General features: G+C 71.3%; 21 protein-coding genes. 9 read left to right on the forward strand and 12 right to left on the reverse strand.

All coding sequences use genetic code 11. The features are described 5' to 3' along the window. The first annotated feature begins 7 nt into the window (after window positions 1-7). The 3 genes from HSO01S_RS02435 to HSO01S_RS02445 all read left to right on the forward strand — a co-directional run bounded on the left by HSO01S_RS02435 (window position 8) and on the right by HSO01S_RS02445 (window position 1,846). A complete protein-coding gene (locus tag HSO01S_RS02435) occupies window positions 8-952 on the forward strand; it encodes an alpha/beta fold hydrolase (protein WP_066038959.1) in 945 nt (314 codons plus the stop codon). A gap of 10 nt (window positions 953-962) precedes the next feature. Next, entirely contained in the window at window positions 963-1,262 is a 300-nt protein-coding gene (locus HSO01S_RS02440; RefSeq protein ID WP_066038960.1) for a hypothetical protein, read from the forward strand. A gap of 134 nt (window positions 1,263-1,396) precedes the next feature. Then, the gene (locus HSO01S_RS02445; protein WP_245635854.1) at window positions 1,397-1,846 is read left to right on the forward strand and encodes a DUF805 domain-containing protein; all 450 of its coding nucleotides are present in this window, start codon (window positions 1,397-1,399) and stop codon (window positions 1,844-1,846) included. A gap of 86 nt (window positions 1,847-1,932) precedes the next feature. Here the strand turns inward: HSO01S_RS02445 and HSO01S_RS18955 are convergent, their stop codons facing one another. Both HSO01S_RS18955 and HSO01S_RS02450 read right to left on the reverse strand, forming a co-directional pair. Continuing rightward, window positions 1,933-2,097, reverse strand: a complete 165-nt coding sequence (locus HSO01S_RS18955; protein WP_169799915.1) for a hypothetical protein — start codon at window positions 2,095-2,097, stop codon at window positions 1,933-1,935. A gap of 35 nt (window positions 2,098-2,132) precedes the next feature. Further along, window positions 2,133-2,393, reverse strand: coding sequence for a DUF6458 family protein (locus tag HSO01S_RS02450; protein WP_066038962.1), 261 nt, complete (start codon window positions 2,391-2,393; stop codon window positions 2,133-2,135). A gap of 165 nt (window positions 2,394-2,558) precedes the next feature. Between HSO01S_RS02450 and HSO01S_RS02455 the strand changes: the two genes are divergently transcribed. Next, window positions 2,559-3,224, forward strand: coding sequence for a metalloregulator ArsR/SmtB family transcription factor (locus tag HSO01S_RS02455; RefSeq protein WP_066038963.1), 666 nt, complete (start codon window positions 2,559-2,561; stop codon window positions 3,222-3,224). Window positions 3,225-3,306: 82 nt separating this feature from the next. On the opposite strand, the gene HSO01S_RS02460 is transcribed toward HSO01S_RS02455, so the two are convergent. The 3 genes from HSO01S_RS02460 to HSO01S_RS02470 all read right to left on the reverse strand — a co-directional run bounded on the left by HSO01S_RS02460 (window position 3,307) and on the right by HSO01S_RS02470 (window position 9,930). Further along, the gene (locus HSO01S_RS02460; protein WP_066038964.1) at window positions 3,307-8,214 is read right to left on the reverse strand and encodes a glycoside hydrolase family 3 N-terminal domain-containing protein; all 4,908 of its coding nucleotides are present in this window, start codon (window positions 8,212-8,214) and stop codon (window positions 3,307-3,309) included. Window positions 8,215-8,216: 2 nt separating this feature from the next. Continuing rightward, window positions 8,217-9,452, reverse strand: a complete 1,236-nt coding sequence (locus HSO01S_RS02465; protein WP_066038965.1) for an ROK family transcriptional regulator — start codon at window positions 9,450-9,452, stop codon at window positions 8,217-8,219. A 118-nt stretch (window positions 9,453-9,570) separates the two neighbouring features. Continuing rightward, a complete protein-coding gene (locus HSO01S_RS02470) occupies window positions 9,571-9,930 on the reverse strand; it encodes a DUF2200 domain-containing protein (protein WP_066038966.1) in 360 nt (119 codons plus the stop codon). Window positions 9,931-10,035: 105 nt separating this feature from the next. On the opposite strand from HSO01S_RS02470, the gene HSO01S_RS02475 reads away from it, so the two are divergent. Together HSO01S_RS02475 and HSO01S_RS02480 are read left to right on the forward strand one after the other, a co-directional pair. After that, window positions 10,036-10,482: a MarR family winged helix-turn-helix transcriptional regulator gene (locus tag HSO01S_RS02475; protein WP_066038967.1), complete on the forward strand. Its 447-nt coding sequence runs from the start codon at window positions 10,036-10,038 to the stop codon at window positions 10,480-10,482. A gap of 179 nt (window positions 10,483-10,661) precedes the next feature. Next, window positions 10,662-12,062: an MATE family efflux transporter gene (locus HSO01S_RS02480; protein WP_066038968.1), complete on the forward strand. Its 1,401-nt coding sequence runs from the start codon at window positions 10,662-10,664 to the stop codon at window positions 12,060-12,062. Between the two features lie 6 nt (window positions 12,063-12,068). Here HSO01S_RS02480 and HSO01S_RS02485 read toward each other — a convergent pair whose 3' ends face one another. Beyond that, entirely contained in the window at window positions 12,069-12,626 is a 558-nt protein-coding gene (locus HSO01S_RS02485; protein WP_066038969.1) for a 2'-5' RNA ligase family protein, read from the reverse strand. Between the two features lie 108 nt (window positions 12,627-12,734). Here HSO01S_RS02485 and HSO01S_RS02490 point away from each other — a divergent pair, with 108 nt between their 5' ends. Then, the gene (locus tag HSO01S_RS02490) at window positions 12,735-13,382 is read left to right on the forward strand and encodes a 3'-5' exonuclease (protein ID WP_066038970.1); all 648 of its coding nucleotides are present in this window, start codon (window positions 12,735-12,737) and stop codon (window positions 13,380-13,382) included. A gap of 32 nt (window positions 13,383-13,414) precedes the next feature. Here the strand turns inward: HSO01S_RS02490 and HSO01S_RS02495 are convergent, their stop codons facing one another. Beyond that, window positions 13,415-13,951, reverse strand: coding sequence for a winged helix-turn-helix transcriptional regulator (locus HSO01S_RS02495; protein ID WP_084361223.1), 537 nt, complete (start codon window positions 13,949-13,951; stop codon window positions 13,415-13,417). 89 nt (window positions 13,952-14,040) lie between these two features. On the opposite strand from HSO01S_RS02495, the gene HSO01S_RS02500 reads away from it, so the two are divergent. Further along, a complete protein-coding gene (locus HSO01S_RS02500) occupies window positions 14,041-14,742 on the forward strand; it encodes an SDR family oxidoreductase (protein WP_066038971.1) in 702 nt (233 codons plus the stop codon). Here HSO01S_RS02500 and HSO01S_RS02505 read toward each other — a convergent pair. Continuing rightward, entirely contained in the window at window positions 14,729-15,598 is an 870-nt protein-coding gene (locus HSO01S_RS02505) for a helix-turn-helix transcriptional regulator (RefSeq protein ID WP_066038972.1), read from the reverse strand. The genes HSO01S_RS02500 and HSO01S_RS02505 overlap by 14 nt on opposite strands. 101 nt (window positions 15,599-15,699) lie before the next feature. On the opposite strand from HSO01S_RS02505, the gene HSO01S_RS02510 reads away from it, so the two are divergent. After that, on the forward strand, window positions 15,700-16,380 hold the full coding sequence (locus tag HSO01S_RS02510; protein ID WP_066038973.1) for an SDR family NAD(P)-dependent oxidoreductase: 681 nt from the start codon (window positions 15,700-15,702) through the stop codon (window positions 16,378-16,380). Between the two features lie 16 nt (window positions 16,381-16,396). On the opposite strand, the gene HSO01S_RS02515 is transcribed toward HSO01S_RS02510, so the two are convergent. The 4 genes from HSO01S_RS02515 to HSO01S_RS02530 all read right to left on the reverse strand — a co-directional run bounded on the left by HSO01S_RS02515 (window position 16,397) and on the right by HSO01S_RS02530 (window position 21,624). Continuing rightward, on the reverse strand, window positions 16,397-17,704 hold the full coding sequence (locus HSO01S_RS02515; protein ID WP_066038974.1) for an MFS transporter: 1,308 nt from the start codon (window positions 17,702-17,704) through the stop codon (window positions 16,397-16,399). 39 nt (window positions 17,705-17,743) lie between these two features. Beyond that, window positions 17,744-18,484, reverse strand: coding sequence for a VOC family protein (locus HSO01S_RS02520; RefSeq protein ID WP_066038975.1), 741 nt, complete (start codon window positions 18,482-18,484; stop codon window positions 17,744-17,746). A 148-nt stretch (window positions 18,485-18,632) separates the two neighbouring features. Continuing rightward, a complete protein-coding gene (locus HSO01S_RS02525; RefSeq protein WP_066038976.1) occupies window positions 18,633-19,127 on the reverse strand; it encodes a MarR family winged helix-turn-helix transcriptional regulator in 495 nt (164 codons plus the stop codon). Further along, window positions 19,120-21,624 (reverse strand): glycoside hydrolase family 3 C-terminal domain-containing protein, encoded by a 2,505-nt coding sequence (locus HSO01S_RS02530; RefSeq protein ID WP_066038977.1) that lies wholly within the window; start codon window positions 21,622-21,624, stop codon window positions 19,120-19,122. The genes HSO01S_RS02525 and HSO01S_RS02530 overlap by 8 nt, the downstream gene beginning before the upstream one ends. Between the last annotated feature and the right edge of the window lie 67 nt (window positions 21,625-21,691).

Raw genomic sequence — 21,691 nt, forward strand, 5'->3', positions numbered from 1 at the left:
GGATCGCATGGCCAACCAGCTGACCACCCTCCCCTCCGGCGACGTCGTCGGACTCTCCGCGACCGGCGACCCGCTCGCGACCCGGCTCGTGCTGTTCTGCCTCCCCACACCGGGCGCGGGCATGTTCGACCCCGATCCGATGGTCACCGACCCGTGGGGCGTGCACCTGGTCTCGCTCGACCGGCCGGGCTACGGGTCGACCCCGCCCGTCGGCACCACCGGCCCGGGAATCGACACCAGCACCCGGGTCCGCGACTCCGCGACCGAGGGCGGCACGCGCGACCGTCCGAGCATCCAGGACCGCGCGGACGACCTCGCCGCCTACCTCACCTCCTCCCGGCAGGACGCACAGCGCTCCAACGGCACCGTGCTGGGCGCGGCCGGGGTCGTCGGCTGGGGAACCGGGGGCATGGTCGCCCTCTCGCTCGCCGCGCGGCATCCCGAGCTCGTCGACCGGGTGGCCACCGTGCAGACCGCGGCCCCGCACGGCTTCACGTTCGATCCAGCGACCCAGGCCCTCCCTCCGTTCGACGTGGAGGCCCTCGGGATCCCGGGCGACGACCCGCGGCTCGAGCGCCCCGGCCTCCGCAACCGGCTCGACCGGATGCTGGCCGAGGCCGCCGTGCAAGGCGATGCGGGCGCCGCCGCCGACCGGCGCGCCCTGCGCGACCACTCCTGGGCGCGCGAGCTCGGCTCGGTCACCGCCGACGTGCGGCTGATCTACGCCGACGACATGACCTACGTCGACCGCTATGACGGTTATTGGTACCGCAAGCGACTGCCCAAGGCTCGGGTGGTGCGCGTCTCCTCCGGCGGGGCGCTGGTGATCGCGACCCAGTGGGCGCGCATCCTGGCGCACGTCGCCCCGAACCACGGCGGTCTCTCGGAGACCTCGCGGGGCGTGCAGGATGCCGGTGCGCCGAGGGAAGCGCGATCCAGGAATCGGGGCTAGTGTCGCGAACATGACCGATGACAGCACGCGCGACGAGAGCACGACCGAGAACACCTCCGACGATGTCACGCGAGACGACAGCGTGACCCGCGAGGTGGACGGCGACACCGTTCAGCACCGACCGATCATGAGCGGCGCCGACGAGGCGAGCGAGGACGAGAAGGCCGACGGCCGTGACGCCCAGGAGCGCGCCGACGCCGCGTTCTACGAGGGCAAGGACAAGACGAACGCGGGCCAGCCCGACCCCGAACCGTCCGAATCGGTCTACGTGAACCCCTCGAGCAGCTCCCTCTCGCACCAGAAGGACTAGGCCGGAGCGCCGGCACCCTACCCACTCGGAGGTGCCGGTGTCCGCCACCCGATCGGGGGCTTGTCAGGCCCTGGGAGCACCGCGCTACAGTCGGCAGCGTTGCCGATTCCGTCCGGACCCCGAGAGGCCCCATCGTGACCGTTCCCGCTCAGCCCGCCACCGCCGTCCCGCTCGACGCGCCCTACTACGACGCCCCGTTCGGTGCGGCCGTCTCCCGGTTCTGGAAGAAGTACGCCACCTTCACCGGGCGTGCCGGCCGGGCCGAGTTCTGGTGGTGGTGGCTGGTCAACCTGCTGGTGAACATCGTCTTCAACATCCTCGCCTTCGCCACCGGCGGCTACGGGATGCAGATGGACCAGACCTACGCGACCCCGAGCGCCGGGGCGGTCGTCGTATTCATCCTGTGGGGTCTGTGGGCCCTGGCCACGATCATCCCGAACCTGGCGCTGTTCGCCCGTCGGCTGCACGACGTGAACCTCCCAGCCTGGTGGATCCTCATCGGCCTCGTGCCCGTCGGCGGGATCGTGCTGCTCGTGATGGCGGCGCTCACGCCGAACCCGGCCGGGGCGCGCTTCGACCGGTAGCACCGCCGCAAGCCGGAGACACGAGCCGCAGACACGAAAGAGGCCCAGGGGCGAACCCCTGGGCCTCTTTCTGTTACAGGCGCGTGCTAGACGCGACGGTTTCCGGTGAGCAGACGCACCAGGAAGACGATCACGGCGATCGCCAGGAGGATGATCCCGACCCAGAGCAGGAAGTTCAGCGACGAGACGAAGCCGCCCGTGAACAGCAGGATGATCGCGATGACGGCGATGATGACGAGAAGGATGTTCACTGTGTTTCTCCTTTGTTGCAGGGAATTGAGAGGGATCAGACGAGCGGGTCGTTGCTGTCGCGGGTGCTCCGCGTGACCTGCTCACCGCTGGCCGGGTCGACCGCGGTGCGGGTGGTGGCCGTCGTCTGACGACGACGGAGCACGAAGATGAGGCTGATCAGGAAGACGACCACTCCGGCGCCCATCAGGATGTACCCGATGAGGGACAGGTTGATGTAGCCGCCCAGGTCGACGTTCACGGCGAACGCCAGGATGGCTCCGACCACGAACAGGCCGATGCCTGTACCGATACCCATGATGTGCTCTCCTCTCGCACCGCGAACGGTTCGCGGTGCCGACTGCAGCCTGCTGAGAATCGTCTGATCCTCACCGGGACTGCGTGCCGTCTCCGACCATGCCTACCATGATTGAGTCAATAGCGATTGAGTTGATCCGATCCGTCCGATCGAAGGAAGTCCGCGATGACCGAGCTGAAGCGTCGAGTGGAGGTCTTCGCTGCGCTGGCGGATCCGACCCGGTTGAGGATCGTCGACCTGCTCACGCTGGGCGATCTCTCCTCCTCCGAGATCGAGAATCTGCTCGGACTCCGGTCGAACCTGGTCGCGCATCACCTCCGCGTGCTGGAGAAGGCGCAGATCATCTCGCGCGCCCGTTCGGAGTCGGACAAGCGGCGGAGCTACATCTCCCTGCACCCCGAGGTCTTCGACACCCTCACGCCGCGCGGCGTCGACGTCCCCGAGCGGGTGGTGTTCGTCTGCACCGCGAACTCCGCGCGGTCCCAGCTCGCCGAGGCGATCTGGCGCGACTCCAGTGGGATTCCCACCGCCTCGGCCGGCGTCGCGCCGGGAACGTCGGTGAGGCCGGGGGCAATCGCCGCGGCGACCCGCCACGGCCTGCACATCGACGCCACGACGAGCCCGCGCCACATCGATCAGGTGCTCTCCGAGCACGATCTGGTCATCACCGTCTGCGACAGCGCGCATGAACTGCTGGAAGGCCGTGACGACCTGCACTGGTCGATCCCGGACCCCGCGCCCGTCGACACCCCCGAGGCGTACGACAACGCCTTCGTGCTGCTGGTGCGCCGCATCCACGCACTGACGGTGCGCCTCAGGCCTCTCACCTGACGCGCACCGTCGAGTCCGTGCTGTGAAACGGGGATGCGGCGGGGCGGATCCGCAGACCTGCCCCGCCGCATCCCGGTCTCGGCTAGACCTCCAGCCGGCGGCGGCGCCGGGCCACGATGAGCCCGCCTCCGACACCGAGCAGCAGCAGGGCGCCCAGCAGGCCGACCATCGCCTGGCTGCCCGTCATCGCGAGGCCGGAGCCCGTGCCGGCTGCGGACGAGGAGCCCGAGCCGGTGCCGTTGCCGGTGCCTGTGCCCGTTCCGTTGCCGGTCCCGTCGCCGTTCCCGGTGCCAGGGTCGACGCCCGTCCCGGGGTCGGTCCCGGGGTCGGTGCCCGGCGCCGGGTCGACGACGGTGACGCCGAAGACCGAGGCGAGCAGCCGCACGGCGGTGAGCGAGTCCCCGCTGAGGAGGGCGTGCTCCGCGTCCGCGGTGACCGCGGCGGAAGCGTCGCCGGTCGCCGTCGTGCCGGACACCATGGCCGCCTGGGCCAGGTCACGCACCACCGAGACCACGTCGTCCGCCGCGGCGAGCGTCGGGGCGTCGACTCCGGTGAGGGTGACGGGGGCCGCCACCGCGAGGGTGACCGCGGAGGTCGCCGACAGCGTCGACGCTGCGGGGCCGGTGAGGGCGGCCGCGGCGTTCGCCGCCAGCTGCGCGACCGTGGCTCGCGCCTGGTCGGTGTCGAGCACCGAGCCCGCCGCATCCCAGACCGGAGCCGCGACGAGCGCGTCCACCGCGGCCCGCCCGGCCGAGCCCTCGGCCAGCGTGCCGGCCAGAGCGGTCAGTCGCGCCAGCGGCGAGTCGGTCCGCTCACCCCAGCCGTAGGCGTACAGCGGCTGGTAGTCGGTGTCTCCGACGTTGATCGGCACCTGCTCGGCCGAGGCCGGCCAGGTCAGGGGCAGACGACCCGTGAACGGCGTGGCGCCGAACAGCGTGTCGGCGACACCGGCGCCCTCGCTTCCGGGAAGGAAGGAGGCCACGAGACCCGAGATCTCCCCGAGCTGGTCGGTGACGAGCTGGGTGCGGCCGGCGACGACCAGCACCACGCACTTCATCGCACCGCAGACCGTGTCGATCGCGGCCCGGTCGCTCGCCGTCAGCGACAGGCTGTGCCCGTTGTTGCCGACGTCGCCCTGGCCTTCCGCGTAGGGCGTCTCGCCGACGACCACGACGCCGACGTCGCTGCCGGTCATCGGGGCCGAGGCGTCCTTCGAGTAGGTGATCGTCGCATCCGGAGCCACCTGCTGCATGCCCTGGAGGATGGTGGTCCCGGTCGTCGCGGTGGGGCCTGAACCGCCCTGCCACGAGATCGTCCAGCCGCCCATCTGGTTGCCCAGGTCGTCGGCGTTCGAGCCGGCGACGTAGACGCGGGCGTCCTTCGCGAGCGGGAGCACGTCGTCGTTCTTCAGCAGCACCTGCGACTCGGCCGCGGCCTGGCGGGCGTCGGCCCGGTGGGCCGCTCCGCCGAACTCGTCGGCGAGGCTGCGGTCGGTGAAGGGATGCTCGAACAGGCCGAGCTCGAACTTCTGCGTCAGGATGCGGCGCACCGCGTCGTCCACGCGGTCCTGCGAGACCGTCTTGGTCGTGGTGACCGCGTCCGAGATGCTGGTGATGAACGCCGGGAAGTTGTACGGCGCCATGGCCATGTCCAGCCCCGAGTTCACCGAGCGGACCGCCTTCTCGGCGTAGGTGCCGCCGGGCAGCTTGTCGATGCCCTCCCAGTCGCTGATGAGGAACCCGTCGAACCCGAGCTGCTGCTTCAGCAGGGTCGTGTTCAGCGCGGTGTTCTCGTGCATCCGGACGTCGCCCGTGCCGCCGATGTCGACACCCGAGTACGACGGCATGATGCTGCCGACCCCCGCGTCGATCGAGGGGATGTACGGGTCGACGTAGGTCGTCATGAACTGCTCGAGCGACGGCGACTCGGTGAGCCCCTGGTCGATCGGGTAGCCGTTGCCGGCCTTGGACGGGTCGTAGGTCGTGCCGCCGTCACCGACCCAGTGCTTCGCCGTGGCGAGCACCTCGTCGGCCGCCGACTTGTCGGCCGGGTCGTCGCCCTGGAGGCCGACCGTGTTGGCCGCCGAGAAGGTGGTGACCAGCGCCGGGTCCTCACCGAACGACTCGTAGGTGCGGCCCCAGCGCTCGTCGCGGCTGACGCACAGGCACGGGGCGAACGCCCAGTTCACACCGGTGGTCTTGGTCTCGATCGCGGTGTCCTCGGCCAGCGTCTGCACGAGGGCGGGGTCGCGGGTCGCGCCGAGTCCGATGTTGTGCGGGAAGATCGTCGCGTCGAGCACGTTGCTGTGGCCGTGCACCGCGTCCGCGCCGTAGAGCAGCGGGATCTGGAGCGAGGTCGACAGCGCCTGCTTCTGGAACCCGTCGATCATCCCGGCCCACGCTTCCGGCGTGTTCTGGGCGGGCGTGGATCCGCCGCCCGAGAGGATCGAACCGAGGCCGAGGTCGGCGATCTGGCTCGGCGTCTTGAGTCCGAGCCGCTCGGCCTGCGCCATCTGGCCGACCTTCTCGGCCAGGCTCATCCGGCTCATCAGGTCTTCGACCCTGGTCGCCGTGGGGAGCGAGGAGTCGAGGTACGGCAGGCCGTGGGCGTTGACCACGACCTTCGGCGCCGACGCCGGGAGCTGCGCGCCCTCGGCGTCGAGCACGATCGGGATGCTCCGGGCCTGGTCACCCGTGGTGCCGGCCGCCAGCGCCGAGACGTCGAAGGTCTGGGTCGTGCCGGACTCGGTTCCCGCGGCGAAGGTGAGCGTGCCGCCGAAGCCGGCGACGTGCGTGCCGATCTCGGCGGTGCCCGTCCCGGGGCCGTAGGTCACGTCGACGGGGCCGGTGAGGGGCTCGCCGTTCGAGGTGGTCAGGGTCACGCCGACCTGCGCGGTGGCGCCCGGGTCGAGGAGGTAGACGTCCTGCGAGGTGGTGACCGTCAGGTTCGCCGCCTGCTCCGGGGTGCCGTAGAGCTGCACGTCGTCGACGGCCCAGTTGGCGCTCGTCGGCTTGCCGGGCGCGAAGGTGATCGCGAAGCCCCAGGCGCTCGTGAGGTCGAGGGTACCGTTCTTCGTGGCGGCGTTTCCGGGCTGGTAGTCGCCGATCTTGAAGGCGCTGAACGGCAGTTCGACCAGCTTCCAGCGGCTCGTCGAGCTGCCCCAGTTGTCCTTGAAGGTCGCGGTCCAGAGCTCGGAGTGCTCGCCGTCGGGCCCGCCGTCCTTGAGCTCGACCTTGATGTCGTCACCGGCGGTCGGCGAGGCGGGGTTCGACGCCTGCGAGGCGTACCACCAGAAGCGGAGGCCCTGGTACGAGCTCCAGTCCTGTGACGAGGCGAGGTTGTCGCTGAAGCCCGCGTAGCCGCCGGCCGGGATCAGGTAGCTGCCGGAGAGCACCTTGTTGTCGGGCACGTCACCGCGCTCCTGTGAGGTGACGGACATGGTCGCCAGGTTCTCCGACGAACCCCAGGTGAAGAAGCCGACGGGGTTCGCGGAGGTGCTGAGCGGCACGGTGCCCTGGAAGTCCTCCAGGGTGGTCGCGCGCTCGAAGGTGCCGAAATCGTCGAACGACCAGGTGCCCGCGCCGAGGCCGGTGAGGGTGACGGCGAAGCCGGTCGCGGCCGAGGGCGTGAAGCGGGCCGGGTTCGCCGGGTCGTTCTTCACGCGGAGGTCGGTGAACAGCACGCTGACCCGGCGCCATCCGGTCGAGTCGTCGATGACGGTGCGGTCGAAGAGCTGGCCGCCGGACTTGACCTCGTAGCCGAGCGACTTGCCGCTGCCAGTGCCGAGGAACCAGAAGCTGAAGCCGTCCGACGCCGACCAGTCCTGCGCGGCGGTGTCGTTGGTGAAGCCGAACCAGTCGGAGCCGGTGGGCACGCCCGATACGGTCGCGACGAGCACGTGATTGTCGACCGGGGAGCCGGGGATGGTGTCGTCGACGACGGTCGAGAGCACGGGCTTCACCTCGTCGCGGCTGGCCCAGGTGGAGTAGTCGGCGGGGACGCCGGACTCGAAGCCCTGGAGCACCGTGGTCGCGCCGTCGTTCGGCAGGTCGCCGGTCGGGCGGATGGTCACCACGGCGGTGTTCCGCGAGCCGATGGTGATGCCGTCGGAGGGGTCGGTGAGAGCGAGCGTGAAGGTGCGGACGGGCGTCAGTGCGCCGTGCGAGACGGTGGGCACGGTGACGGATGCGGTGGTCTGGCCGGCCGGGATGGTCACGACCTGGTCGACGGCCGTGTAGTCGGTGCCCGCGGTGGCGGAGGCGTCCGAGCTGGTGACGTGCACCGTCTGGTCGGCGTCCGAGACGCTGTTCAGCGAGACACCGACGGTCGCGTCGGATCCGGCGGCCACGTCGACGGCCTGCGTGTCGAAACCGGCGGTGGGCACGGCGACCGTGCCGCGCACCGCGAAGGTGTACACGGAGTAGCCGTAGTAGTGCAGCGTCGGTGCCTCCCAGGTGGCGGCCGCACGCTTCAGCATCGCCAGGCGCACGTACCGGGCCTGGACGGGGGCGTCGAAGACGACCTGCTCGGTGCCGCCGACGCCCGCGGTCTTCGAGGCCGCGGTGCTCCAGCTGGCCTCCTCACCCGGGTTCGCGGAGGCGACCTGCACGTCGTAGGCGACCGCGTAGGCGGCCTCCCACGAGATCGAGACGCCGGTGACCGTGGCGATCGAGCCGAGGTCGCTGGTGAGGGACGCCGTGAAGGTCGTGTCCGAGTCGGGACCGTTGCCGCTGGCCCAGCGGGTGGCGTCGTTGCCGTCGGTGGCGTTCGACGCGGGGAAGTTGCCGTCCTTGTCGTTCTGCGACGCCGACGCGGTGGTCGTGCCGGTGAGCGCGAGGTCGGGCTCCGCGGCGACCGCGGACTGGGCGGCCGACTGGCCGACGACCAGGAACGCCGCCATCAGCGCGGAGACGACTCCGGTGGCGACGATGCCGCGCAGTGAGCGGCGGGGGAAACGGATGGCAACGGACCGAGGGCCGGGTGCGGGCACTGTCACTCCTTCATGACGAACCGTTCGGCATCGAACGGAACTTCCAGTACAACCTCTGAATTCGTCCGGTCCCAGGACGAATGCGCCCCGGTCCGGCGTGTCGCGGATCGACCCGCTCCGGAGGCCCAGGCGGCCGAGAGGGTGCGGTCGATGATGCCCACGAGTTCTGAGCGCTCGCCGAGCGCAGCAGCCTGGATGCGCACGCGGGGTGACCCCTCAGCGGCTCCGCCGGCACCCTCACCGCTGGGATCCTCGTTGTCCGGCGTGAACCGGGCGAACGCATCCTTCACGCCCTCCATCAAGGCGCCGTCCGAGGCCCCGAAACGGCCGCCGAGGATGACGACCTCGGCGTCGACGAACGCGCTCAGCTGTGCGATCGCGCGGCCGACGCGGAGGCCGGCGAGCCGGCGGTCGGGCAGGCTCGCGGCGACGACCGTCTCGAGGCATCCGCGACGGCCGCAGCGGCAGACCTCGCCGTGCGGGTCGACCTGGATGTGGCCCATCTCGCCGCTGGTGCCCCGGGCGCCCGACAGCAGCATCCCGTCGACGATCACCCCCGAGCCGATGCCGTGTCCGAGCTTGACGTAGAGCAGGTTGTCGAGCTCGGGTGAGCCGCCGTGGATGCGTTCGCCCCAGGCGCCGAAATTCGCGTCGTTGTCGTGCACGATCGGCCCGGGCAGCCCCGGCGGTCTCGCTTCGACAGCGGAGACGTTCTGCCAGCCGAGGAGCGCGACGGGGGCGAGGACCATGCCGGTTGGTTTGGTCACCGGGAAGGGGAACGAGACGCCGAAGCCGGCGACGTCCGTCGCACCCACGCCCGCGCGCGTCAGCGACGCGGCGACGAGCCGGTGGAGCTCGCGGAAGGTGGCGCGCGCCGAGTCGTCGACGGGGAACGGGATGCGCGTCTCCTCGAGCACGCGCCCCTTCAGGTCGCAGACGGCGACTGTCAGGTGCCGGTGCCCGATGTCGGCTGCGACGACGACGCCGCTCTGGCCGGCGAGCTCGAGCACGGCGGTCGGTCGCCCGCGCTGAGCGCCGTGCGCCGAACGGAGGGCGCCCTGCACGAGGCGCCTCTCGACCACGAGTCCCTGGGCGATGAGCTCGGAGACCGCCTGAGCGACGACGCTCCGGGAGAGCCCGGTGTGCTCGGCGATCGCGCGCCGCGTGGTCTGGCCTGCGCGCCGGATGAACTCGAGATGGTCGCTGCGCCCCGACCCGTTCTGTGCTGGAACCGTCACCGTGCATCCCCTTCGATGACCGACGTCGTACTACTCATTCACCGCTCCCCCGAACGGGGGAGCGCACTCTCCTCTCATTGAAACACAGCCCGGCCCGAGGCGGCGTCGACGATCGAGGTCAGGCCCGGAGGATCGAGGTCATCTTCTTGCCCCGCGCGACCTCGTCGACGAGCTTGTCGAGGTAGCGGATGTTCTGCATGAGCGGATCGTCGATCTCCTCGACCCGGATGCCGCAGATCAGGCCGGTGATCAGCGAGGCGTTCGGGTTTGGAGCGGGGGCGTCGGCGAAGAAGGCGCGGAAGTCGGTGCGCTCGGAGAGGATGCGCTGGAGCGCGTCGTCGTCGTAGCCGGTCAGCCAGGAGATCACCTGATGCAACTCGGCCTCGGTGTGGCCCTTCCGCTCCACCTTGGCGAGGTAGTGCGGATAGATGTCGGCGAAGGCGGTGCGGAAGATGCGGTGCTCGGTCGTCTCGGTCATGGGTCCCTCCTCGTCCTCCCACGGTAGCGAGGCCTCTCCGGCGGCACTAGACATCCGATAGTTCGAGGGTTGACTGTTTGAGATCTAACAGTTAGAGTTCTGAGCATGGACGAGACGGACTTCGACTACACGACCTCCCTGCAGCTGCTCCGCTGGATCGGCTGGGCGCAGCGGAAGGCCGGCGAGGACTGGATCCGGGAGCGCGGGCTCAGCCACGAGCAGAGCTTCGCCCTCGGTTTCCTCGTGCAGAACCCCGGATCCATCCAGCGGGACATCGCCGCGATGACCCGGACGAGCCCGGCCAGCGTGTCGAGCCTCCTGCAGGGGCTCGAGCGCCGCGAGCTCATCGAACGACGCAGCGAGGGCGGCAACGCCCGCGTCAAGCGCGTCTACCCCACCCGCGCCGGGATCGACCTGATCTCCGGTTTCGACGAGGCCATGGCCGCAACCGAGGACGAGATCCTCGCCCCGCTCAGCAGCACCGAGCGGGACACCCTGAACGCCCTCCTCACCAAGATCACGGGCCAGCTCCCGAAGCCGACCCGCTCGTAAGCAGGGCCGCCCTCGGGCGGACCCGGACCCGCATCCCGACGTCACCGCCTCCCCCGGGTCGCGGCACTCCGTCGCGCCTCGGAGCCCGGCTCCGTCGCGCACCCGATCACCTCCTCCACTCACCCCCGCCGTGCCGGCGTCCGCCGGCGCGCGCTCGAACCTGCCCGAAAGGAGCCGTCATGAGCACCTCGAACCGCTGGTACCTCTCGACCGCACCCGTCCTTCGCGCCCTCGTGCACCTCTGCGTGCCGATGGCCGCCGCCATGATCGTCGGCGCCGTCTACAACGTCATCAACGCCGGCTTCATCGGCTCGCTGCACGACAGCAGCCTGCTCGCCGCCGTCACCCTCGGGAGCCCGGTGCTCGCCCTGGTGATGGCCGTCGGCGGCGTCTTCGGCGTGGGCGGCGGCGCCCTCATCTCCCGCCTGCTCGGCGCCTCGGAGAACGAGCCGGAGCGGGCGGGCGAGATCAAGCACGTCTCGTCGTTCGCCCTCTGGGGATCCGTCCTCTCCGGTGCCGCCCTCGGTGGCATCGGCCTGGTTTTCCTCACTCCCCTGGTGACCCTCCTCGGCGCGGACGCCTCGGCGACCGCCGCCACGAGCGCCTACATCGGCGTCATGCTCGCCTTCGTCCCGGTGCTCGCCGCGGCCTTCTGCCTCGAGCAGATCGTGCGCGCCGAGGGAGCGGCCCGGCAGGTGATGATCGCGCTGATCGCGTCGACCGTGGCGAACATCCTGTTCGATCTGCTGTTCATCCTGGTGCTGGGCTGGGGCGTCGCCGGGGCCGCGCTCGCGATGGGGCTGTCGAACCTCGGGGTCGTGGTCTACTTCGCCGTGTGGCTCCACCGCACGAGCGAGCACGTGAGCCTCGCCCCGCGCTGGTTCACGCTCGCGCCCGCGGTCCTCAAGCCGGTGTTCGGGGTGGGTTCGGGCGAACTGCTGCAGTCGGCCTTCCTGATCGTGACCTCACTCGTCCTCAACAACCTCGCGGTCGCCTACGGCGACACGGCGCTGGCGGCCATGGGGGTCGCGGTGCGCATCGCCCAGGTGCCGGAGTTCCTCGTGATGGGCGTCACGCTCGGCATCCTGCCCCTGCTGGCCTACTCGTACGGCAAAGGCGACCGGGAGCGGCTGAACGCCGCGCTCCGCGTCTCGGCGATCACGGTCGGAGCGATCGTGCTCGTGTCGGCCGGCGCGGTCTACGCTTTCCGCGAGCCGCTGTTCTCGGCGTTCTCGTCGGACCCGTCGGTGCTGGTGATCGGCGTCACCATCCTGACCGCGCAGCTCGTCGCCATGATCGTGAACGGATTCACGGGCCTGCTCACCTCGCTCTTCCAGGCGACCGGCCGTTCGCTGCCGGCCATCCTGATGTCGCTGTCGCAGGGCGTGCTGTTCATCCCGATCGTGCTGCTGGGCAACCTGTGGTTCGGGCTCGCCGGGATCATCTGGTCGCTGACCGTCTCGGAGGCGATCGTGTTCGTGCTCGGCGTGGCGCTCTGGCTCGGCACGCGGAGGGCGATCGACCGGGGTCTCGACGAGGGCAGCCCGGAGCGGGCCGAGGCGGTGCTCGAGGAGGCGTGAGCCTTCTCAGTCCGAGCCCGCGAGGGTGGTGACGGTGGATGTCGGCGAGTCCCAGAGTCGGAGGCCGGTCACTGCGGCGCCGGCTGGGGCGGCCCCGGTCAAGCCGGCTTCCTCGACCAGCCGCAGGGCCTGCGGGAGGGCGTCGAGGCGCATCCGCCGCGCGAGCGTGACGTGGGGCATCCAGTCGCCCGGGGTTGTGTGCGGCGCATCCTCACCGCCTCCCCCGGCCCGGGCGTGGACGGCGGCGTGCAGGTCGAGCAGGGCCCGGGTCGGGACGACCGAGCGCACGAGCACCCGTCGGTCGCCCTCGCCGAACAGGAGGGGCGCGCCGAGCTCGATCGGCAGCGGGAGCGGAAGGCCGGCGAAGGTCTCCGGCCCGGGGAGCGCCAGCCCCGTGCCGGGCCGCACCAGCAGCGTGACATGCGGGCGGTTGCTGGGCGACGGATGCGAGCCCAGGCTCGAGAGACCCGCCTCGGCGAGCGCCGTCCACTGCCGCCGGATCCACTCGTCCGTCGCGCCGTCGAGCACGAGCTCGAGGCTCCGGATCGGGCGGGAGTCATTCATCCTCCCAGTGTGCCGCGGGCGGGCGGATGTCGGGGACGCCGTCCAGGGGCGCTGTCGGTGGGTGCGCCTAGCGTCGTGGATGCATCCGCACCGACCGAGAAGAGCCCCATGAACGCCCGTGGTTTCGCCACCATCGACTTCGAGACGAGCGGGCTCGCGCCCTCGCACGGGGCGCGGGCGCTCGAGATCGCGGTCGTGCACTCCGATCCCGACGGCGTGGTCACGGGCCGGTGGGACACGTTGATCGGCGTCGACGGGCCGGTGGGGCGGGTCGACATCCACCGCATCTCCCGCTCGGCGCTGGCCGGGGCGCCGGAGTTCGGGCAGATCGCACCGGGCCTGGTCGAGCTGTTGCGCGGCCGGGTCGTCGTGGCGCACAACGCCGGCTTCGACCTCCGCTTCCTGGTCGCCGAACTGGGGCTGATCGGCTACCGCTTCGCCGCGGCGCCGGTCAGCCTGTGCACGCAACGGCTCGCCCGCAGCTATCTGCCCGGGGTGCGGCGCTCGCTCGCACACCTGTGCGAGGTGTTCGGCATCGCGCTCGAGGGCGCGCACCGCGCCTCGGTCGACGCCCTGGCCACGGCCCAACTGCTCGAGTGCTACCTCGCGAACTCGTCCGACCGCTCGGGCTTCCACGCGCAGCTCGACCGGGCCGCCGCACTCCCCCACCGTCCCCTCCCGGCGAGCGGGGTGCCCTGGTACCCGCGCGAGCGCGTGCCGGGCACGGCCTGGTCGCGGCCCGCGTTCCGGGCCTGATCGCATTCCGGGCCTGATCGGGTTCGGTGCGTTCAGGCGCGCTCGAGCGCGGGCCGCGAATCCTCGGGCCGCGCATTCTCGGGCTGTGCATTCTCGGGCTGTGCATCCTCGGGCCGCGCATGCTCGGGCGGCACCGCTTCGGGCCGGATGCGCTCCGGGTCGACGAGGCGGTCGCCCGCGCGCGCGGCCGGCGCGAGCCGCTCCCCGGTCTCGGCATCGACGAAGCGCATCCCCGCCGGCGCCGACGAGGGCCGGTTGCGGTCGGCCCAGTCGCCGAGCGCCAGCAGCACCATCGCGAGCTCCTGCCCGGCGCCGGTGAGCACGTACTCGTCGCGCGCCCGCCCGCTCTCGGGCTTGTAGGAGCGTCGCTCGAGCACTCCCCCCTCGACCAGGGTCGCCAGCCGCGCGGTGAGCACTTCGCGCGGGATGCCGAGCGACTCCTGGAACCGGCTGAACCGTGTCGTGCCGGCCAGAGCGTCGCGGACGATCATGAGCGTCCACTTCTCGCCGAGCACGTCGAGGGAGCGGGCGATGGGACAGCGGTCGTCGCCGCCGAGGATGCCGAGCATCCCGTCATCGTACCTGAGTTCGGTTAGCAGAGCCAGTATGCTAGGTTCGCTTCACGAACTCAGATGTACGAAACCGATGAAGGAGACTCATGGACATCCACGGAGCGACAGTGCTGGTGACCGGCGCCAACGGCGGACTGGGCGCGGAATTCGTGCGGCAGGCCCTCGACCGCGGAGCGGCGACGGTCTACGCGACCGCCCGCTCGCCGCGCGAGTGGGACGACGACCGCATCCGCCCGCTCGCCCTCGACGTGACCGACGAGACGAGCGTGCAGGCCGCCCTGGCCGCGGCCCCCGACGTCTCGATCGTCGTGAACAACGCCGGGGTGGGTGGAGCTGGCCGCCTCCTCGACACCTCGGTCGCCGACGTCGAGCAGGTCTTCGCCACCAACGTCTTCGGCGCCCTCCGGGTCGCGAAGGCCTTCGCCCCCTCGCTCGCCGCCCAGGGCGGAGGCGCCCTCGTCGACGTGCACTCCGTGCTCAGCTGGCTGGCGCTCGCGGGCGGCTACTCCGCCTCGAAGGCGGCCCTCTGGTCGCTCACGAACTCGCTCCGGGTCGAGCTCGCGCCCCAGGGCACCCTCGTGCTCGGCGCGCACCTCGGCTACACCGACACCCCGATGACCGCCGCCCTCGAGGCCGAGAAGAACGACCCGGCCGACGTCGTCTCCGCGATCTGGGACGCAGTGGCCGCCGGCCACGACGAGGTGCTGGTCGACCAGGTCAGCCGCGACGTGAAGTCGGCGCTCTCCGGCCCGGTCGCCGCCCTCTACCCCCAGCTCAGCGGCCGCTGAGCTCCACCACATCCCCCTCGGGCGCCGTCCCGAGCGTCTGCAGCCCGGTGACCCGGAGCAGGTCGAGCTTCGCCTCGTCCTCGCTGCCCGGCTCGACCGTGTAGACCACGATCCGCAGGTCGCCGCCCGGCACGGTGAGCACGTCGCAGTCGACCGTGATCGGCCCCACCGGGGTGCCGGTCACGGTCTTGCGGCTGGAGCGATGCTCAGCCACCTTGGCCTCGGCCCAGCGCCGCTCGAACTCCGGTGATTCCGCGCGCAACCGCGCCACCAGGTCGGCCAGCGCGGCGTCATCCGGGTACCTGCCGAGGGCCGAGCGCAGGTCCGCCGCCAGATCGCTCGCGAACTCCTCCTCGTGCCGCTCGTCGAACTCGGTGCCGTCGTGGCCGGTGGTGAAGTGCCGCCACACCAGGTTGCGGTCGCGGCCGGTGTGCGCTGAGGGGTCGCCGGCGAGCGCGGCCCAGAGCGGGTTCCACAAAAGGATGTCGTGGGTCGCGGTGAAGACCGCGAGAGGCACGTCGCCGAGCCGGTCGACGATCCGCTGCACCCCGGGGGTGATGTGCTGCGGCACGACGCCCCGCGTCGGCGGCGCGACACCGGCGACCCGGTACAGGTGGTCCCGCTCGTCCTCGGTCAGCCGGAGGGCGATCGCGAGCGCTCCGAGCAGCTGGGGCGACGGATGCGAGGCCCGGCCCTGCTCCAGCCGCACGATGTAGTCCACGCTCACCCCGGCGAGCGCCGCGAGCTCCTCGCGCCGAAGCCCGCTGGTGCGCCGCAGACCACCGGCGGGGAGCCCGACATCGGCGGGGCGCACGCGGTCGCGCCACGAGCGGAGCACACTGGCGAATTCGGTCATGTCCCCATCCTGCCCTCCCCCGGGCCGGTCTCCCTGGTACTCGCAGTCCCCCTGACGAGGGGTGCCTGGGAGAACCCGCGCCGCGGGCACAGCATGGAGCCATGACCATCACACTCATCACCGGGGCCAACAAGAGCCTCGGTCTCGAAACCGCCCGCCGCCTCCTCGAGGCCGGCCACACCGTCTACGCCGGCGTCCGCGACCCGGCCTCCGCCGACGCCGTCCGTGCACTCGGCGCCGAGGTCGTGCAGCTCGACGTCACCGACCAGGCGAGCGTCGACGCGGCCCTCGCCTCACTCCCCGCCCTCGACGTGCTCGTGAACAACGCCGGGGTGCTCGGCACCTCGTTCGGCGTCGACGACCTCTCGGCCGAAGCCATGCAGGCGGTGCTCGACACCAACGTGCTCGGCATCGTGCGCGTCACCCAGGCCGCGCTGCCGCTGCTCCGTGCATCCGACGCCCCGGTGATCTTGAACGTCGCCTCGGGCGTCGGCTTCCCCCGCTACCTTCAGGATCCCGCCCGCGACGAGTACCCGGTGCCCGCGATCCCCTACGCCGCCTCGAAGGCCGCGGTGATCACGCTGACCGTGCAGTACGCCAAGAACCTGCCCGGCTTCCGCATCAACGCGAGCGACCCGGGCTACACCGCGACCGACTTCAACGGCCACGGCGGCCACCAGACGGTGACCGAAGGCACGGATGCGACGGTCGCGCTCGCCCTGGTCGGGGCGGACGGCCCCACCGGCGAGTTCCACGACCGTCACGGCCGCGTCGAGCTCTAGGCCGGCACGCCCGCCTTCAGGCCCCGAGCTTCTCGCGCACCGTGCGATAGGTCTCGGGGCCGAAGACGGCCACGACCGACGAGAGCACCGACGCCCCGCCGCAGAGCAGCACGGCGGGCACCCAGTTCGTGCCCCCGGCGCCGGCGGCCTGGGCGATCGCGGGCGCGAAGCCCGCCAGCAGGATGCCGAGCATGAGTCCCACGGCCATCCCGGTGTACCGCACCGACGCCGGGAACAGCTCCGGGTAGTAGACCGCCCCGATGGTGATCGGGATGCAGTAGAAGATTCCGATCCCGAGGATGCCCGAGACGAAGATCAGCGGGATGTCGCCGGCGTCGATCGCGACGAACAGCAGCAGCATGCAGACGCTCGAGGCCAGCGACCCCGCGATGAACAGCGGCTTCCGGCCGAACCGGTCCGAGAGCAGTCCGGCGAGCGGCGCCATGACCACGGCGACGAAGTTCGCGATCGACACGACGGTGAGCATCACGGCGCTCGGGATGCCGTTCGCGCTGCCGTAGGCGAGGGCGAAGACGTTGAAGATCGTTCCGACGATGTTGATCGTGCTGAGCGCGAGCACCCGCAGCACGGTGCGCCAGTGATTCGCCAGCAGTTCCGCGATCGGCAGCTTCGCCCGCGATCCGTCGTTCTTCAGGGCCTCGAAGGTCTCGGTCTCCTCGAGCTTTCGGCGCAGCAGATAGGCGACCACGGTGAAGACGCCGCTGATCAGGAACGGCACGCGCCAGCCCCAGCTGAGCAGCTGATCCTCGGGCAGGGCCGCGATCGGGATGAAGACGAGGCTGCCGAGCGCGATGCCGAACTGCATCCCGCTCATCGTGAAGCTCGTGAAGAATCCGCGCCGGCCGACCGGGGCGTGCTCGACGGTCAGTGAGGTCGAGCCCGGAGACTCACCGCCGGCCGAGAGACCCTGCAGCAGCCGGAGAAGGATGAGCAGAGCCGGCGCCGCCCAGCCGATCGCCGCGAAGGTCGGCAGCAGGCCGATGGCGAAGGTCGCCACTCCCATCAGCGCGATGGTGAGCACGAGTGCGCGTCTGCGCCCGAAGCGGTCGCCGATGTGCCCCCAGAGCACCGCACCCAGCGGCCTCACGACGTAGGCGACGCCGAAGGTGGCGATCGAGACCAGGGTCGCGGCGGCCCCGGAATCCGGGAAGAACAGCCGCCCGAAGATCAGGGCCGAGGCCGAACCGTAGACGAGGAAGTCGTAGTACTCCAGCGCGCTGCCGAAGAAACCGGAGACCGCCGCGCGACGCGCCTGCGCCGACGACGGGGAGGTGGAGGTGCCTGTACTGGTCTTTACCGACATGAGGTGCTCCGTTGCAGATGGGGTGGCGAATGGATGCGGTCAGGGGGCGATCGGGGCGAGCTCGCCCTGATCGATCGGCGCGTGGTCGAGGGTGATCGGGTTCAGCCGGATGGCCTGGGGCCCGTCGGTCGTGCCGAAGCCCACGGCGTAGAGGCCGTCCGGCCCGCCGTTGTAGGAGAGCTCGACGCCCCAGGCATCCGGGTCGATCGCGTCGCCGAGCCAGTCGCGGAGGCCCTCCTCGGTGCCGCCGAGCTCGAGCGAGGTGACGCCGGTCGCCTGTGCGTCGCCCGTTCCGGGCTGGGTGTCGAGGAGGCTCGAGTGCGAGCCGAGATCGGGCACGTAGTAGATGTTCGGGCGGCCGACGAGCCAGGAGTTGCGGAAGTCGGGGGCGTGCAGCGCTTTGCCGCGCTTCTGGCCGGGGACCATCAGCTCCTTGCCACCGGCGATCTCCGCCGACGACTCGACACCGCGGTGCCGGGCGAAGGCCGCGATCTCCTCCGGGTCGTCGCTGCGGAGGCAGAGCCCGGCGAAGCAGTCCCCCGTCGCGGTCTGGCGTTCGAGCTCGAGGGCCAGCGGGCGGCGCTCGGCGATCATGCGGTGGTCGACGATGCTCTCGACCTCGATGTAGACGTGCCCGCCGAGCGAGATGATCTTCTGGCCGAGACCGAGCCCGGGGAACCAGCCCCCGTCGGCACTGCCGAGGCCGGTGCGGCGCGAGATCTCCAGTGTCGTGCGGTAGAGGTTGTCGGACCAGATGGCGATGTGGTCGAGCGAGATCATCCAAGGACTCCTTCACGTGCCCGTTCGAGTTATTACAAATTCGAAGTTATTCCGGACATGTTACCGCGGATGTCCTCAAGTGTTTCGAATTTGTAAAACTCGCAGAAACCGCGAGTGGAGAGTGAGTCCGCCCGGGAGATTCCTGCGCTCAGGCTCCCGCAGCACGCACCTGGTCGGGCAACAGCCCACCGGTCGCCTCGCCGCGGAGGTGGAGCTGCAGCTGGCCCAGCACCCGGTGGAGCGCCTCGACGTCGCCCGGGTCGAGCGGCTCGATCACCGCGTCGACGATCATGTCGTTCTGGGTCTGCGAGACCTCGACCAGCAGAGCGCGACCCGCGTCCGTGATCCGCGCGAGCACCCCGCGCTCGTCGTCGCGCGCGAGCACGCGTTCGGCGAGACCCGCCTTCTCGAGCTGACCCACCTGGTAGGTCAGGCCGCTCGGCGTGCTCACCAGTTTGTTGGCGAGCTCCGTCATCCGCAGCTCTCCGCCGGCGTTCCGCAGCCGGATCAGCACCTCGTACTGCGAGTACTTGATGCCGGTGTGATCGCGGGTCGCGCGGTCGGCGCGGCGCTCGAGCAGCTTGCCCACGTCGATCAGCCGCTCGAACAGCGCGAGCTGCACGGAGTCGAGCTTCTCAGCCATGGAGTCCCTCCGATCGCGGAGCCGGCGGCTCCTCGTCCCTGGACCGCCCATGGTATCGACCCGGCCCCGAGAGCAGGTTCACGAGGCGCAGCAGGAGGCGGGTGCCTCGGCGGCCTACCGCGCCTTCGGTGACGGTGGGGAACATCCGGAACGCAAGCTGCGCCACCACCTCACCGGCGACCCGGTCGACTCCCGCGCCGGGCGGAGCGCCGATCGTCTTGACCGCGACGGCACGGAGGAGACGGAAGAGCAGGCGGCCGACGAGCGCGCCCTGCATGTCGCGCACCGCGGTGTCGAGCGTGAAGGAGCCCGGGCGGGCGGCCACGTTCGGCGGCGCCGCCCGGCCGAGGAGGCGCGCGAAGTCGGCGGCGGGGAACGGATCGCGGGTGGTCGCGGAGGGGTGGTCGTAGGCGTCGATGCGCGGGGCCCCGGTCGGTGCCTCCGTCGGCTCAGCGCCCGGGATGTCGACCTCGGCTCGGTACAGGATGTCGCGAGACGACCGCCCCACCCGCACCTCGTAGCGCCCGGGCTCGGGCCGCCAGGCCCCGCGCCCGGCATCCCACACCCGGAAGGCGCGCTCGTCGACGCGGAGCCGCACCGGCGCGCTCTCGCCCGGCTCGAGCTCCACCTTGGCGAAGGCGCGGAGCTCGTGCTCGGGCCGGAAGACGCTCGGGGCGTCCTGGTGCAGGTACACCTGCACCACCTCGCTGCCGCGACGCGAGCCGGAGTTCGTCACGACGAGCGAGACGTCGAGCTCGGCGCCCTCCTCGGCCGCCTCGACGTCCACTTCGGAGCAGTCGAACCGCGTGTACGACAGGCCGTGCCCGAACGGGAAGGCGACCTCGGCCCCCACCGAGTCCGACCACCGGTAGCCCACGTAGAGGCTCTCCCGGTACTCGACCGTCGCGGGGCCGTTCGGCATCCCCGCCACCGGATGGTCGGAGTAGCGCACGGGGAAGGTCTCGGCCAGCCGCCCACCCGGTTCCGCGATCCCGAGCAGCACGTCGGCCAGGGCGCCGCCCGAGGCCTGACCGCCGAGGTAGGCCTCCAGCACGACCGGCACCTCGTCGCGCCAGGGCAGCTCGACGGGCGCGCCGTTCTGCAGCACCACGATCGTCTGCGGGTTCATCGCCCGCACGGCTCGCACGAGCCGGTCGTGCGCCGGCGGCAGTCTCAGGTGGGAGCGGTCCACGCCCTCGGTCTCGTAGGTCTCGGGGAGGCCGACGACCACGACCGCCACGTCGGCGACCGCCGCCGTCTCCTCGGCCTCGGCCAGCTGTGCGGCCGTCGAGCGGCTGGTCGCGCGGTCGTAGCCCGGTGCGTAGAGCACGGCGGTGCCGTCTGCGCGCGCGGGAAGCGCGTCGGTCAGGGCATCGAGCAGCGTGTCGACACGCGTCGGCACGACGTGCGAGCTGCCCGCGCCCTGGAACCGCGGCTCATCCGCGAATGCGCCGATCACGGCGACGCGGATGCCCGAGCCGGCCGCGAGCGGCAGCAGACCGCCCTCGTTCTTCAGCAGCACGGTCCCGGCGGTCGCCGCGCGACGGGCGAGCGCGTGGTGCGCGTCGAGATCGGGTGCGGGCCCGCCGTCCGCGATCCCCCGGTGCTCGTCGAGGAGGGTCAGGATGCGCGCCACGGCCCGGTCGAGGTCGTCCCGTCCGAGCGCCCCCGAACGCAGGGCGGCACGCACATAGGCGTCGTCGCCGCGCCCGAGCCCCGGCATCGTGAGATCGGTGCCCGCCGGGATGGATGCGCAGCGGTCCCAGGAGGCGCCCCAGTCCGAGAGCACCACGCCCTCGAAGCCCCACTCCTCACGCAGGATGCCGTTCAGGAGCGCTGCGTTCTCGGTGCAGTGCCATCCGTTGAGGCGGTTGTAGGCCGCCATCACGGTCGCGGGCCGCGCGCGGCGCACCACGTGCTCGAAGGCGGCGAGGTACAGCTCGCGGAGGGCCCGGTCGTCGACCACCGACTCCACGCCGTACCGGCGCTGCTCGGTGTTGTTGGCCGCCAGGTGCTTGAGCGAGGCGCCCACGCCCACGCTCTGCACCCCCTCGACCCACGCGGCCCCGAGCTCGCCGGAGACCAGCGGATCCTCGGAGAAGTACTCGAAGTCACGGCCCCCGACGGGCGTGCGTTTCAGGTTGACGCCGGGGCCGAGGAGAACGCCGATGCCGTGCCCGGCGGCCTCGCGGCCGAGCGCGACGCCGACCTCGCGCACCAGTGCCGGATCCCAGGAGGCCCCGAGCGCCGAGGCGGTGGGGAAGCAGGTCGCCGGGTGCGAGGCGAACATCGACATGCCGGAGCCGTCGTGCGGGCGGCGCACCCCGTGCGGGCCGTCGCCCAGACGCAGCGCGGGGATGCCGAGGCGTTCGACGGCGACCGTGGTCCAGGCATCCGCCCCGGCCGTCAGCGCGACCTTCTCGTCGTCGGTCAACCGCGCGATCAGGTCGCCGGCGGCAGGGGCCGTCGCGGGTGCGTCAGGTCGGATGCCGGTCATGTGCTCCCATCGTAGAAGACCGCGTCTGCTTCTGCCGTGGAGCGGGCCCGCCATGCCAGACTGAGCA

The sequence above is a fragment of the Herbiconiux solani NBRC 106740 genome (genome assembly GCF_001571005.1).
In the GTDB taxonomy this organism is placed as follows: Bacteria; Actinomycetota; Actinomycetes; order Actinomycetales; family Microbacteriaceae; genus Herbiconiux; species Herbiconiux solani.